This window comes from Vibrio sp. VP6 (assembly GCF_028823755.1).
Classification (GTDB): domain Bacteria; phylum Pseudomonadota; class Gammaproteobacteria; order Enterobacterales; family Vibrionaceae; genus Vibrio; species Vibrio parahaemolyticus.
This window is the reverse complement of record NZ_JAPEID010000006.1, coordinates 89,829-104,799: the sequence shown is the minus strand read 5'-3', so window position 1 is coordinate 104,799 and position 14,971 is coordinate 89,829. Positions and strand designations below refer to the sequence as shown.

Annotated in this window: 11 protein-coding genes; all 11 read right to left on the bottom strand. The window is 44.8% G+C overall.

Annotated features, from left to right (window positions below; translation table 11 throughout):
• Positions 1-169: 169 nt before the first annotated feature.
• The 11 genes from OU793_RS06045 to OU793_RS05995 all read right to left on the bottom strand — a co-directional run bounded on the left by OU793_RS06045 (position 170) and on the right by OU793_RS05995 (position 14,868).
• On the bottom strand, positions 170-1,069 hold the full coding sequence (locus tag OU793_RS06045; RefSeq protein WP_140103151.1) for an immunity 49 family protein: 900 nt from the start codon (positions 1,067-1,069) through the stop codon (positions 170-172).
• Positions 1,070-5,446: an RHS repeat-associated core domain-containing protein gene (locus tag OU793_RS06040; protein ID WP_140103152.1), complete on the bottom strand. Its 4,377-nt coding sequence runs from the start codon at positions 5,444-5,446 to the stop codon at positions 1,070-1,072.
• 505 nt (positions 5,447-5,951) lie between these two features.
• On the bottom strand, positions 5,952-6,368 hold the full coding sequence (locus OU793_RS06035) for a membrane protein (protein ID WP_005479430.1): 417 nt from the start codon (positions 6,366-6,368) through the stop codon (positions 5,952-5,954).
• Positions 6,352-7,404, bottom strand: coding sequence for a formate dehydrogenase subunit gamma (locus OU793_RS06030; protein WP_005495045.1), 1,053 nt, complete (start codon positions 7,402-7,404; stop codon positions 6,352-6,354). The genes OU793_RS06035 and OU793_RS06030 overlap by 17 nt, the downstream gene beginning before the upstream one ends.
• A 14-nt stretch (positions 7,405-7,418) precedes the next feature.
• On the bottom strand, positions 7,419-8,027 hold the full coding sequence (gene fdh3B / locus OU793_RS06025) for a formate dehydrogenase FDH3 subunit beta (RefSeq protein ID WP_005453840.1): 609 nt from the start codon (positions 8,025-8,027) through the stop codon (positions 7,419-7,421).
• An 11-nt stretch (positions 8,028-8,038) separates the two neighbouring features.
• The gene (locus OU793_RS06020; protein WP_140103154.1) at positions 8,039-10,894 is read right to left on the bottom strand and encodes a formate dehydrogenase subunit alpha; all 2,856 of its coding nucleotides are present in this window, start codon (positions 10,892-10,894) and stop codon (positions 8,039-8,041) included.
• Between the two features lie 10 nt (positions 10,895-10,904).
• Positions 10,905-11,105 (bottom strand): twin-arginine translocation signal domain-containing protein, encoded by a 201-nt coding sequence (locus OU793_RS06015; protein ID WP_005396171.1) that lies wholly within the window; start codon positions 11,103-11,105, stop codon positions 10,905-10,907.
• Between the two features lie 73 nt (positions 11,106-11,178).
• On the bottom strand, positions 11,179-11,805 hold the full coding sequence (locus tag OU793_RS06010) for a molecular chaperone (protein WP_015296733.1): 627 nt from the start codon (positions 11,803-11,805) through the stop codon (positions 11,179-11,181).
• Between the two features lie 9 nt (positions 11,806-11,814).
• On the bottom strand, positions 11,815-13,476 hold the full coding sequence (locus OU793_RS06005; protein ID WP_005396174.1) for a 4Fe-4S dicluster domain-containing protein: 1,662 nt from the start codon (positions 13,474-13,476) through the stop codon (positions 11,815-11,817).
• A gap of 308 nt (positions 13,477-13,784) precedes the next feature.
• The gene (locus OU793_RS06000; RefSeq protein WP_025574808.1) at positions 13,785-14,414 is read right to left on the bottom strand and encodes a DUF3306 domain-containing protein; all 630 of its coding nucleotides are present in this window, start codon (positions 14,412-14,414) and stop codon (positions 13,785-13,787) included.
• Entirely contained in the window at positions 14,404-14,868 is a 465-nt protein-coding gene (locus OU793_RS05995; protein ID WP_005396177.1) for a DUF3305 domain-containing protein, read from the bottom strand. Before OU793_RS05995 ends, OU793_RS06000 begins: the two co-directional genes overlap by 11 nt.
• Positions 14,869-14,971: the final 103 nt, after the last annotated feature.

Genomic DNA, 14,971 nt, shown 5'->3' with positions numbered 1-14,971 from the left:
CATTTATTTGTATTGATTTTATCTATTCAAATGCACCAATGTAGGGTCTATGCACCAATATAATGCGCACAACATGTACGCGTTTAATTAGTAAACTCTGACCATAAACGCAAAAAAGCCACCTCATATAGAGATGGCCCATACATTAAATTTCTAACTAAATGATAATTTATCGTGTGATCTTGCCTGCTTTTACATCTTCTAGCCAACGTCCTTCAACGAGATATGGAGGAAGCCAACCGGTTTCAACAGATAAACGATGACCTTTGTCGTACCACATACAAGCCATGCCAAGCAGAGGGAAATTAATGAAAGTGCGGATGCCTATCCTATCTGGTCCTAATTCTCGAAGATGATATTTCTCTTGGAGCTGTAGATTTTTGACTAGCACTTCCTCAAAGTCATAGCCAATGTTAGTAGTTAGCGCAGCGAAGGTTTCTAGGATCCCCATCGCAATTTCCAACGCCCAGTTATCTCCTTGAGCTACCGCTGCGTCCATTGCTGCAACCAGCTTATCAGGATAATCCGATGTGCGGTTGTGGAACGACTGAATGACGTCTACTAGCATATAAGACAGCTCACCCGCTTTGGTAGAGCTCTGTCTCATCAAAGAAATCGGAAAGTTTGCCAATACATCCATACTGGGTTTGTCACGGACGATGACAGAGGTAAAATAAGCATCTAGCCACATTGAGGGACAAATGAAGCCTGTTTTTAAAATACCTTCACCTTTCCAGGTTACTACTGGATAATCAGGTAGTTGAATACGTTGGGGCTCACTTGGTTTGATGGCAAGTTGATGATAGAAGGCACGCATTAATGATGCTTCATAAAGACAGAGTGTTCCTATTTTTTCAGTTTCTATTGCAGATGGAAAGCAAGTATACCACCTCACTTGTTCTGAAGCATCGTCGCTAAGAGCAACTAAATTCTCTCTACGGATTACAATTAGCTCTTTGCGCTCATCTAAATCCTCATTGATATACATTTGGTAGTCAGCGACATCATTTAGTGTTAGATGAGGTTCCGCCTTTCTCTCTACGTGATTTTTCTTATTGTTCTCAGGCATTTATTTCACTCCTAATCCTACGTTAAATTCTTTTACATTAACTGAAGAAACATCTCCAGCATCAGAAATAGCAGTTTGAGTATGAATATATCTAACGGGAATTTTCTTTCTCAATGCTTTATTTATACTTCGGGCCGCTTTCCATTCGGTAGTATCTTTACCCTTTTGAGCCATCAAATCCGTAATTGCACTTGCATACTTACTTGTACCTTGCTGATACGCTTCGTCTCCAATCTTACGACTGCCTAGCGGGCTGTTCCCCCCTTTGGCCTCAACAATGATAATTTCACCTGGTGGAGGCTCTTCCACCTCGTAAACCATATCAAAGTCGCCCGGCTTCGAAATTGAGGTTCCAATATCTTTGGGATGAAGCAGCTTAGCATTAGGACGTTTACTCCGGACAAAGTCATCCGCGGCCAACTCACCAATTTTTGCAGACTGTTGGTTAATATTGCCGATTTGAGCGTTATATCCCTCTTCGCCAGTTCGAGCGTCCATAGCCTTTTGACGCTCTTTCAAACATTCATCAATTTTTGCTTTGTTTCTTTCTGTTAGCTCATAACCACTCGTATTGAGTTCTGAGTTTTCTTTATACTCAGCTTTATTCAACACAAGATCTTCAGTGAAGATCGTGCAACCTTCTTCCCCGCCAACTTTCTCTAAGTCAAAAACATGCGCATTTACAAATTCCTCAATCCCAACAACATACTGCACTTCGTGTCTGCTGCCATCTGAATGATTGATATGACGATAAAAAGTAATCTCGTTTCTTTCACAATCAATATGGTCTAAATCGTATTCATATCGAATATGATTTTTACCTTTGGGTTTGCGGATTTTGACTTGCGAGCGAACGCCATCTTCTCCGACGGATGACTCTTTTGCCGCCTCTAAAATCTGATCGCAAACCTCTTGGGGAACGTTGTTTTGCGCCTGATACTCAGCCAGCATTTGCTGTAAGCGTTTTAGCCCTTCTTCACAAAGGAAACCTGTTGGGTCAATCCACTGGATAGGATTGACTGCATATTGGTAATGGTTAATACCACCAGCAATAGATATCGGGTCTTGTTGGATAAAACGTCCTAGCTTAGGGTCGTAATACCGAGCGAGGTTGTAATGTAAGTTGGTTTCTTGGTCGAAATACTGTCCCTGAAAACGAAGTGGATTTCTCACCTCTTCAACGTCTATAGAAGCAAATCCATGGACATCATAACTTGCACTCCAAACGATATTTCCGGCACTGTCTTTTAGTCGTTCCGGTTTACCAACCTGATCACATTCATACAAATAAATTGAGCCATTTTCTAACACAGCCAATGGGATGTAGGTTTCTGGTTGATATAGGTACCAACGGAAGCCATTGGCAGTGCGTTCTCCGAGCAAACGCTCACCTTCCCAAAGAAACTCCGTGATACCATGTTGAGTAATTTTCTTTGTTCTTCGGCCTAATGCATCATATTCATAGTGACTAATACTCGAATCACCATGTACTTCTACCAGTTGATTTAATGCGTCAAACACACGTTTTTGAACCGCGCCATCGCCTTCTCGTTTAACTTGATTACCTTGTTGGTCGTATTTGTAACGAACACCTGCATAAGCTTCAATGCGGTCACTCATTACCTTAGAATCAGCCAAAGCGGGATTTCCAAAGCTATCTGATTCAAATGTTGAAGTCGAACCGGCTTCACTAACCTTTGTAACGTACCCGAGGGTATCGTATTGATAGTGAGTTGCCCCTGCAGTATTATCTAAAATTGAAGAGATTCGGTTCTGTGCATTGTATATGTATTTTTTTTCTCTACCTGACCATTGCTGCTCGACTAATCGACCGACACCGTCATAAAGTTTGCTCTCTCTGAAACTCTCAGTTTCAGTGACAGAAAGCCTCCCCATAACATCATATTGGAACTCAATTTTTGGTAATGAGTCATCGCTAAACCGGATTTCGGAAAGCCTACCATTGGTGTCGTATGAAAAGTTAAGTGACGTCTTGTCTGGTAAGGTTTGCGAAACACGCTGTCCGACTCGGTTAAACTCTTCACCGATTTCAAATTGACCTTGAATACGCTTAGTTAAATGTCCAAATGAGGAATATTGATACTGTAGAGTTTGATGACGATTAGAGGCTAAAGTCAGTCTTCCACCTAACGTATAGTTAAAGTGATTCTCAACAATATTTTTTCCATTTCCCGCTTTAATATGCTGAAGAAAGCCAGCATCGTCATAGCGGTATAAAACGGTCCTATCTGCAACATCTTTTCGGATGATTCTTCCCATAGAGTCGTATTTGAATTGGCTGTGTAGCCCATCAAATCCAACGGTACCTGATAGTAAACCTTCACTGTCGTACAAAAACTCAAACGCTAGACCATCACTTCGAACTAATTTCGTTAGGTTACGTTGTTGATCGTACTCGTAGGAAATATGGCTGCCATCAGGGAAGATTACCGCTTCTTGTTGAGCCAAAGCTCCCCATTGATAAGACGTGACACCTTCTGGTGTCTGTATCTGTGCAACACGACTAAACTCGTCATAAGCGTACTCTTCACTGTAAGCGACTTGGTCTTCGTCGTTGAAATATCTTATCGATGTGCGGCGTCCGTAATCATCATAGGAAATCTGGGCAACACATCCATCGGGATACGCAATCCCATTAACTAAATCGGTAGCGCCATAACTGTAGCGAAGTAAAGTGCCATCTACTTCATGAGCGACTAATCTTTGTTGTTTATCCCACCACCAACGGCTCTTCTTACCATCTTCAGACTCTCTCTTTACGACTTGACCATGTTTATCGTATTCATACTCCGTTACGCAGCCTAGAGCATCGATATCCCACACTCGTTGGCCAAGACTGTTGTAATAGGCCTTTTCAAGATCACCATCAGGAGATACCGTTTTTACAAGCTTACCTAAGCTGTCATAACCATATTGAATTTGAGCACCGGAAGAGTGCAGTTTGGAAATTAATTGGCCTTGCTGATTGTACTGGTACTGTGTTGTCGAGTTATCTGGGAATACCGCTTTCTCTTTACGCCCTAAATGATCATAGTGCCATTGCCACGTTCTTCCTGTCGGGCTCGATTTTTCAAGCAGATGACCTTGCTCATCATGAATGAAAGTCCACTCATTATCTAAAGAGTCAGAATAAGAGGACTTTGCGCCCTCATAATGGAATCGATAATCGTAAATACCTGAGTCGCCAAAGTTTCTAATGCACTTAGCACTCGAGCCTTCTCCCGACCATTCAAAGTGATGCGTAAACCCTGTTGGTCGAACACGTTTGGCTATCAAATGTTGGTCTTGATACTCATATCGCTCAGTCAAACCCAAATCATTCGTCGCACTAACAAGATCGTCTTGCTCGTCATAGATATATGTTGTTAATACTTGTTCTGTCTTTGTGTTCAACAATTCAACAAGGCGCCCTTGTTTATCATATTGACACTCAAGAACTGGTCGCTTGTTATGTGCAACTTCAATTAGACGATGGTTTCTCGAATAATGGAGTTGGAACGTCGAAAAGATTCCATTGCGGATTTGTTTTAATAGCCAAATGTCTTCTACCAACTCAAAACGATATTGATCACCACTAGAAAGAGTGACAATTCGTGTATTTGGGTTTAGGAAATGACAGCTTGCTCCGACATAGACTTGATAACTTGTTGAACGATGCTCAACTGGTTCAAATTCAATCTCGTCAGCAGAATCGCTTATAAATTCCCATGAGGTGACGTTGTGCTTTTCATCTGTGACTTCTTTCAGTTCAAATTGAAAAGCATGTCGCCAACCGTAACCAAGACCTTGATTTCGGGAAGCTTTGGATGAACGATAGGTTCTTGACCAAACGAAGCCATTGGGAAGCTCTACATCATTGAGTGTTAATATTTCTTCGCCCGTTACTAGAGAAACCGGATCTCCCGCTTTTTCATGACATTCGCTGCCCGTCTGTAAAGGCTTTGCAGAGGCTGAATTCTTAGCTTGGGTTTTAGAAGATGTATGTGCTTTGTTCTGCTTAGACTTTGCTTTTACTTGCTTAGGTACCGGTGTTGGTTCACTGGATATTGTCGCGTTTTTCTTTGTTTTAGGGAAACTAGCGACATAAAGAGAACCATTCACAAGTGCTTTTGCAAATACAGGCGCATAAAGCTCTGGTGTCAGTTCTTCATCCGGTACGTTTGGGGGAAACTGACCAAGTAGATGATACAACTCTTCAACACGGCTTGAGCTAAGCGGTACGAAGTCATCTAGAAACGCCTTCGCACTCTGTTCTGAGTCAAACTTTTTGTGTTCACCTTTTGGGATTGGCTGACTGGAAAAATGAAAGCTTTGACCAAGGCAGTTGGTGAGAGGGATAACAAATTGAGGAATCATAGTTGTAACGAGTGTGTCCTTTCCTATTGCCTACCACTGACTTCACAAGTTTGCTTTGTTTTCATCTAGCAGGTACTGAGAATACAAAGCAAACGTGTGAAAGCCGGATCCTTTTCAGAATTCGACTATTCCTTGACTTGAATGCACTAAGGCGAATTTGATGCTCTTTAAAAAAGAATTGCTGAGCGTCGCGTACTCTAGCGGCTAAAAATGCCTTGAGTAAATGAACAATAGTGTGAGTGAGACTGAGGTCTCAGCGATTTGCCTTTTAGAGAGCAATTTCTTTTGTTAATTTGACTCGCTCCCCAGATAACAAAATTCACCAAGAAAATTCACAATAGTCGCATGACTGAGATACCGTGTCTCACACGAGAGAAGTTGACTCAAACTATAGAACGTTATGCTCATGTCCAGCGTGTCACGACAAGCTTCTAGCTCTCCATTGCATAACCGAAGCAATAAAAAAGCCGCCCTAAATAAGGCGGCTTTTGATGTTGTTAAGGTTCTATAGGTTTGGACCTGTAGAGGGAGTATGAGGTTGATTGTTACGCAGTTGCTGCATGCCTTGGAACATACGGATGAACCAGACAAGAATAGCTAACGCAGCGAATACCATTCCGACCCAAGGTATGAAGTAAGCGATGTCTTCGATCAACGTACTTTTCACCCAATAGTCACTCACCCCGACTAGCACACCGTTAGAGGTCGCTACAGTGACAATCAACACCACAAAAAACGTTAGGTAGAGAAAGAAAGTACGAATCAGACCGTAGTAATGAGAAATCACTACGTCGCTGTCCTCCCCCTTATCCAAACGGTAACCCGCATAGATAATTGCGATAACGCCTGAGATCAAAAACGTAAACGGGGTAAAACAACTCAGGATATACGCAATCCAAATCCCGTTATGATGTTTGTTCATTCGCTTTCGCTCCTTTCTCTGTCGTTGGTTTTGATTCTGCTTCGCCCATCGCTTCTTTAGACTTCACTTCTTCATACCAAAGATCGTGATGCTCTTTCGCCCATGTTTCATCGACTTCACCAGTCACCATGCCTTCTAACGCACCTTCCATACCGAATAGACCGATATAGATGTGGAAAATAAAGCCACAGATCAGAATCAGGGCTGAAATGGCATGAACTAGGTTAGAAAGTTCCATATCTCGGCGAGTTTGCCCAAAGATTGGGAAATCCAAAACTAAACCACTTACCGCGACAATAGCGCCAAAGAAAATCAACAACCAGTAGATGGCTTTCTCACCACCGTTTGAGAACCCTGCCGATGGATGCGTTCCTTTGTGCTTACCAACCATGCCGCCCATTTTCATGAACCAACGAATATCTGTCATGTTTGGAATCGACTTGCGCCACCATTTCAAGAGTACAAACATCAGCAAAATGAAGAACAGTGGTCCCATGTAGTTGTGGTACTGCTTCGCCAACATGACGATAAAGCCCCAAAACTCGGTAGGAACATACGGTTTTAAAAAGTGCTTACCGTAAACCAGCATCAAACCACTGAATGCAAGCGTTAAGAATGTAAACGCCATACTCCAGTGGAGAGCGCGATCCAAGCGAGACCAGCGCTTCATCTTTTTGCCTGTACGAGGCTTACTTAGCATCAAAGGGCCAACAAATACGTAAGCCATGATAACCATCGCGATACTGCCGAAAATCGCGACAGCACCAGCAGGAGACATCCATTTCTCTTTTAGAATGTACCAAGTCTCACCAGGTTTACTGATTAATACGCCATGTTCTGGCGATTTAGACGTGGTATAACCTTCTTGCCCCTCTCTGACTTCACGCCAATAATCTGCACCTGCAAGTTGCGTTATCTCCTGTTGAACCACTTTAGAAGATTGCTCCTCTGCTGAAGCAGGCATTGCGAAAGTCAGCAGCAATGCCGTCATCATTGACAGCATTGCTAGAGACGCACGTTTAAGAGTGTTTAACATGTGCCTCTCCTTACTTAGCTTTTCGTCGCATCGTAAGAAAGATCGTTTCCGTCTGTCCAACCTGCGTTTTTCGCGCCGCGCTCTACCACACGTTGGCGGAAAATATCAGAGACTTTCTCTGCGTCACCCGCAAGTAGTGCTTTTGTTGAACATAGCGATGCACACATCGGTAGTTTGCCTTCTGCGATACGGTTCGCACCGTATTTTTGGCGTTCTTCTTCTGAACCAGGTTCAGTGTTTGGACCGCCTGCGCAGAACGTACATTTGTCCATTTTGCCACGTTCACCGAACGCTTCTTGTTTCGGGAACTGCGGAGCGCCAAACGGACAAGCAAACAAGCAGTAACCACAGCCGATGCACAGATCTTTATTGTGAAGTACGATACCGTCTTCTGTATGCTCGAAACAGTCAGCTGGACAAACCGCCATACAAGGCGCATCTGTACAGTGCATACAAGCAACAGAGATCGAGTTTTCACCCGGTTCACCGTCATTAAGTGTCACAACGCGACGACGTTGGATACCCCATTCAAGCGCATCGTCGTTTTCGTTCTTACATGCAGTAACACAGCCGTTACACTCGATACAGCGTTTGGTGTCACATAGGAATTTCATTCGTGCCATTGTCAGACTCCTTACGCTTTACGAATGTTACATAGGGTTACTTTGGTTTCCTGCATCAAAGTAACAGGGTCGTAACCGTAAGTGGTTGCCGTGTTGGCGGCTTCGCCAACAACATAAGGTTGAGTGCCTTCTGGATATTTAGGACGTAGGTCTTCACCTTCGAACTTACCGCCAAAGTGGAATGGAATGAACGCCAAGCCAGGTTTCACACGACGTGTAACCATCGCTTTCACCTTGATTCGTCCCTTCTCTGCACCTTCAACCCAAACATCATCACCATCTCTAAAGCCAAGATCGTTCGCGTCTTTCGGGTTTACTTCAACAAACATTTCTTGTTGAAGCTCGGCAAGCCAAGGGTTTGAACGCGTCTCTTCACCACCACCTTCGTATTCGACCAGACGGCCAGAAGTCAGAACGATTGGGTACTCGCCCGATTTGTCTTGCTCTTGAATTGATTTATACAACGTAGGAACACGGAAGATTGCATCTTTGTCATCCCAAGTTGGGTAATCCGTTACAAGGTCACGACGTGGTGTGTACAGTGGTTCACGATGCAGTGGTACGCGGTCTGGGAACGTCCAAACAATCGCACGTGCTTTCGCGTTACCAAATGGGATACAACCGTGCTTGATCGCGACACGCTGAATACCGCCAGAAAGGTCTGTCTTCCAGTTTTTACCCTCTGCTGCCGCTTTCTCTTCAGCGGTTAGATCGTCCCACCAACCAAGTTGTTTCAACAACTTGTCAGTGAATTCTGGGTAACCGTCTTTGATTTCACAGCCTTTCGAGTAGCTGTCTTCCGCAAGAAGGCTCTTGCCTTCGAATTCCACACCAAAGCGCGTACGGAAGTTACCGCCACCTTCTGCAACCGTCTTAGACGTATCGTACAGAATGTGTGTGCCTGGATGTTTCATTTCCGGTGTACCCCAACATGGCCAAGGTAGACCGTAGGTTTCACCGTTTACAGGGCCACCTTCCGCTTCCAATGTGGTTTTGTGGAACGTATGCCAGTTTTGTTGGTGCGCTTTCAAACGCTCTGGGCTTTGGCCTGTGTAACCAATCGTCCACATGCCTTTGTTGAATTCACGCGTTAGGTCTTCAATCACCGGCTGGTTGTTTTCAACACGGATGTTTTTGAACAGAAGATCTGAATAGCCCAGTTTCTTCGAAAGCAGGTACATGATTTCATGGTCAGGTTTTGATTCGAACAAAGGTTCAATCACCTGATCACGCCATTGTAGAGAGCGGTTAGAAGCGGTAACACTGCCGTATGTTTCAAACTGCGTTGTTGCAGGAAGCAAGTAAACGCCGTCGGTACGGTCGTTCATTACCGCAGCAACAGTTGGGTATGGGTCCACAATCACCATCATGTCCAACTTCTGCATCGCTTTTTTCATCTCAACACCACGTGTTTGAGAGTTCACTGCGTGACCCCAGTAGAACATTGCACGGATGTTTTCGCGTTGACGAATGTTGTCTTTGTTTTCCAGTACGCCATCCACCCAACGAGATACAGGAATACCTGCACTGTTCATTGGTTTTTGACCACCGTAAGCGTTGTCATCGAAACGACCTTTAATCCATTCGTAATCGATTTCCCACACTTTTGACCAGTGACGCCAAGCACCTTCAGAAAGGCCGTAGTAGCCCGGTAGCGTGTCAGAAAGTACGCCTAGGTCGGTCGCGCCTTGTACGTTATCGTGACCACGGAAGATGTTTGCGCCGCCGCCTGATTTACCAATGTTACCAAGCGCTAGCTCAAGCACACAGTAAGCACGTGTGTTGTTGTTACCAGTAGTATGCTGAGTACCACCCATACACCAAACAATACAGCCCGGGCGATTTTCAGAAAGCAGTTTTGCTGTTTGGTAAACGTCTTCTTCGCTTACGCCTGTTACACGCTCAACTTCTGCTGGCGTCCACTTCGCTACTTCAGCACGGATTTCATCCATACCGAATACACGTTGCCGGATGAATTCTTTATCTTCCCATTGGTTTTCGAAGATGTGCCACAACACACCCCAAATGAATGCTACGTCAGAACCAGGACGAAGTGAGACATAGTGATCCGATTTTGCTGCCGTACGTGTACGACGAGGATCCGCTACGACGATCTTACAGTTGTTCTTCTCTTTCGCGATCAGAATGTGCTGCATCGCTACTGGGTGTGCTTCAGCTGGGTTTGAACCAATGAACAGCATCGACTTACAGTTGTGCATGTCATTGAAAGAGTTGGTCATCGCACCGTAACCCCAAGTGTTCGCTACACCCGCCACGGTTGTTGAGTGACAAATACGCGCTTGGTGGTCAACGTTGTTAGTGCCCCAAAGTGATGCCATTTTGCGGAACAAGTACGCTTGTTCGTTGCTGTGCTTTGCGCTTCCCAAGAAGTAAACCGAATCAGGGCCAGACTCTTTGCGGATGTCCATCACCTTGTTACCGATTTCTTCGATCGCTTGATCCCAAGAAAGCTTTTTCCACATACCGTTTTCAAGCTTCATTGGGTATTTAAGACGGCGCTCACCGTGGCCATGTTCACGCAGTGCTGCGCCTTTTGCACAGTGACCACCGGCGTTAAATGGGTGGTCGAATGCAGGCTCTTGACCCGTCCAAACACCATTTTGAACTTCTGCGTAAATACCACAACCCACTGAACAGTGAGAACAGATAGTACGTTTTACTTCTGTTTTCGCTTCTGGATCGACTGATTTTGCTTGCGCTTTTTTCATCATTCCCGGAGCGAATAGACTAGCACCAACCACTGCGCCACCAGCGGCAAGCGAAGTGTTTTTCATGAATGCACGACGAGATACGCCAAGCTGGTTCGTTTCTTTGCTCACACTGTCGGAGCGTTTGACAAGTTTCATCCGTTATCTCCTAAAGTGTGTCGTAGTAATCGCGAATGTGTTGAGTTTCACGATACCCTTTCTTCTTCACGTCTTTTTCAGAAGGCTCAACCGTTTCTGAAGCAACGGCCACTTTCGTGGTTCCCGCAACAACAGCACCAGCAACGGCAGCGGTTGTGAAGCCTTTTAGGAGATCCCTACGGCTTGTGTTTATTTCTTTATTATCTTTCATCATTGCTTCCTTACCTTACGGTAGATCTTTGGAGACTCATGCCTCTCTATCGATATGACCAAGTACTGCTCGATTACTCGTAATCAGTGACGTTTTTCACATCAATTTTTAATTTGCTCTTACTGCTTTTGGTGTTCACGCTAAAGCGCACTTGCTCTAACGTTAAAAATGCATCGCAAAGCTGTGCAGCTGGCTTGTAGAAGTTCACGCTTTCTGCGTTCTCTAGTTGGCGCGTAAAAGATTGGAACCAAGGGGCGATGTGTTTGTTAAACACCGCTTGTTGAAGTTCTTCCTCTTCACCCGTCAGCATTGCCATCACTTCGCACAGTGCAGAAATATGGTCTTCAGGCTCTTTCACGTTCTCTTCTCGTTCGATGCCTAAAAGATCCAGATCGCGACGAATTTCCGCTAATGGTTTTTCCATCATCGAGCCCGTACGATGCCAAGATCCGAATGGCACGACTTCACCACGGCCGATGCCAATAAACAGATCTTGATATTCTTCTTCTAATGCTTCTCGTTGCGCTTCGTTCGCGGCTTGTTGCAGTGCGAGCCAAGCTTTTTGCATCGCGCTCTCAGACGGTTCAATTTCTAGCGATTTCAAGAACGCCAGCATTTCCTCACTTGGCGCACTACGAAAAAGCGCGGATAGAACGAGATAAATGTCCGTTCTCAGTGTTTGTTCTTGTTGTGTATCCACTGCGAGCTCCTAGTATTTCAATTGATTCATTGGATCAGCAGCCATCGACTCAAACATGTCGATCACACGACAGTCTTCACACATGGCGATGCGATTAATGGCGGCTTCATCAGAGAAATGAGAATGACCACGAAGCTTGTTTTGCAGCATGTCGATCATCGATTGCGGAGCAAAAGGCTTGTGACAGCGAATGCACTCGGCTGCCTTTTCTTCATGAATCACAACCGCTTTCTGGCGTTCTTCTTTCACCCAGTTCATACGAGGAGTAAGCGTCAGCACTTTCTCTGGACACGCTTTCTCGCACAGCCCACATTGAATGCAGTCTTGCTCGACGAATTTAAGTGACGGAGATTGGCCGTCCGTATGCAATGCACGTGTTGGACACACCGCCACACAGCTCATGCACAACGTACAATCTTTACTTTCACAAGAAACCGTGCCGTAAGGTGCGTTCGCTGGCAGTTCAACAATGTTCTCAACTGGAATACGTGATGCTGACAACGCATCCAACGCCGTAAATAGACGCTGACGTTTGTTACCTTGCAAATCACCTAATGCCAAATCAAAAGACTCAGTACAAAGTGTCGGAGCACCTTCACGTAGTGACTCTAGGTACAAAATGTCGATGGTTTCTTTGGCGATACCAAGTTGGTCGAGCAGCTCTTGAGCAATACCTACTTCGCTATTAAGCACACGAATAATGGTTTGAGGCATAAAACGCGAAGCCGCAAACAGCACCTGAGTGGCACCGTTCACAAGCGCGGCAAACCAAGTATCTATACCAACCGAAGGCAGTTCTTCCACCACAATTGGAATCACATTATCTGGCAATGCTTTTAGTGCCATCACGTTGTAGCTCTCGTGGCGAGAACTACAAATCAATACGATAGGATCTAAACCACCCGCTTGCTCATAGTTGGCTAGCGTACGTTCAATAAACTTTTGCGTATCTTCGGGGTTTGGTAATGCGTAATGAATAGCTTCTGTCGGACACGCTGTAGCACAAGTACCCACGCCTTGACATAGGTATGGGTTGATCTCGATGCGATGGCCCGTTTTGTCGCTGCCTTCACTCGATAGTGCCCCTGCCGGACAAGCATCCACACAACGTTCGCAACCTTTTACGCCACGAGAGCTGTGTGCACATAGATCGGTATCTAAACGGAAGAATTTCGGTTTATCGAACGTCCCCATCAAGGTTGGAATTTCTTCCAACGCTTCAGCCAGTTTCGGATAGCCACGACCAACTGGGTAGTAGCCCGGTACTGGTACTTCTTCCGACATGCAGCTGTTTAGGCAAAGATCGAGTACGATATCGAAACAATCGCTATTGATCGCGACCTTGGCAAGATTGTTGGTCGAACCATGATTTTCAATCAGAACTTCAAACGTACCTAAGAACCCTGAAACCTGAACCGAATTGGCGTAGTAAAGCTCGGGATTTGTTCCCTTTTCGCCATCGGTAGAAAGCAGCGTTAGGCTGTTCATTTGCGACAATTGCGCTGCCGCACTTTCGATGATTGCCGTTGGACCCACAATCAAAGTATTACCGCCGCTTTCATAGCTTACGGTTGGTGGAATAAGATTGGTCAACTCTACGGTATTTTCGAAAGCGTACAGCCTCGCTTTACCGTTATTGGAAGTTGCTTGTTCTAATAATTGTTTCAGCATTGCTCAATTCCATTTATGAACATGGATAGTCTTTTCCATCTCTTAGTGTAGTTAGCGCCGGAGATTCTGCTGATTAACTTATCAATGAGCATTCTTATTCCGCCATCTATAGGCGATGAATACTACGCAGTGCGTCCGTGCTAACTTCAACCAGATTGGTATTGAGCAACAAATAGCAAATGTCATGCCAATAAAATATCAATTAAAATTCAATCACTTAGATATTTTACCGACAAATAGTAGGGATAAAAAAACCGGTTGAGACATTTTGTCCCAGCCGGTTCATTGAGTGTTTAGTCAAAATGTACCTATTCTTTGTGTGGTATATTTTGTCTCACCTCGTTAGGCGGTGATTCCTCAGCAAAAGTATCATCTTCACCAGGCACTGTATTTATATACAGTTCATTTTCATCTTGGGTAATTCCGGCACTTTTTTCGGCGTTTGGTTCTGCGTCTTCAACCACTTCAGATGCGATATCGTCAGCGTTAAGTTCAGATCCTTGCGTCGTTGCAGCGTCTGGTTCTTCTTCCACTTTTTCTTTAACCCAATCACGTAGCGTCTCTGCGACGTCTTTAGAAAGTGACTTTAAGTTACTGTAATCATCATCGTAATCGTCTAGGCCATCACGCACGTTAAATTCTTCGGACAAGAACATTTTGCGCAGCGCGGCTTTCTTAACGCTTTCTGAAGCTTCAGAAACCAGCAGTTGCGCCACAGACATTTCTTCGGGCTTTTCAGTCTCTACATTCGCGGTAATGTCTGGAGCCTGACTAACCTCATTGACGTTCAAAGCGTCTGAGCTTTCGTCAGCGTTTGAAAGCGCTGTGACACTATCTTCGGATTGCTCCGTCTCTGCTACCGGTGTGATCTCTTCATCCTGTTGGGAAGATTCTTCTAATTTACGTTTCGACCAACGGCTTAAAAAACTAGTTGCCATTTGCTCTGCCCGCTCCTTTGCGTTTCTTACGTCTTACTTCTAACAACTCACCGTGGCGACCGATAAAGGCTTCCATCCAAGCCTGAACGGCTAACGGCATATCGTTGGATAGTACAAGGTTGTCGCCATCCATATATTGCGCCGCGACAGATTGTGAAGCCGTTAGTAGCTGTATCGCTGGTTTTTCACCAGACTCGACGTTATCCATCACTAAAAAAAGTTTAGGTTGCTGAGAGCTTAAGTTAAAGCGGTAGTCTGTACGCTCGTCTTTGTGCAATTGCAACAGACAAACATCTGGAGTCTCTTCCGTCGGATTTAGCGCAAATCCCGTCAACTGCCATTGGGTTGTCACCCAAATCCCTGTACTGATCTCATGCTCAACAAGCTCTACGCCAATTGGCCATGCGTCTTCAGTCTTCTCGTAATTGTTCTCGAAATCTTTCTTATCCGACATAACTCACCCAGTTTTTCTATTTTGGTCTGAAAACTTACAGGACATTTTGACCTTGGCTTTCATCCATTTCATCGCTACAAAGCAATAACCGCGCCAAATCAAT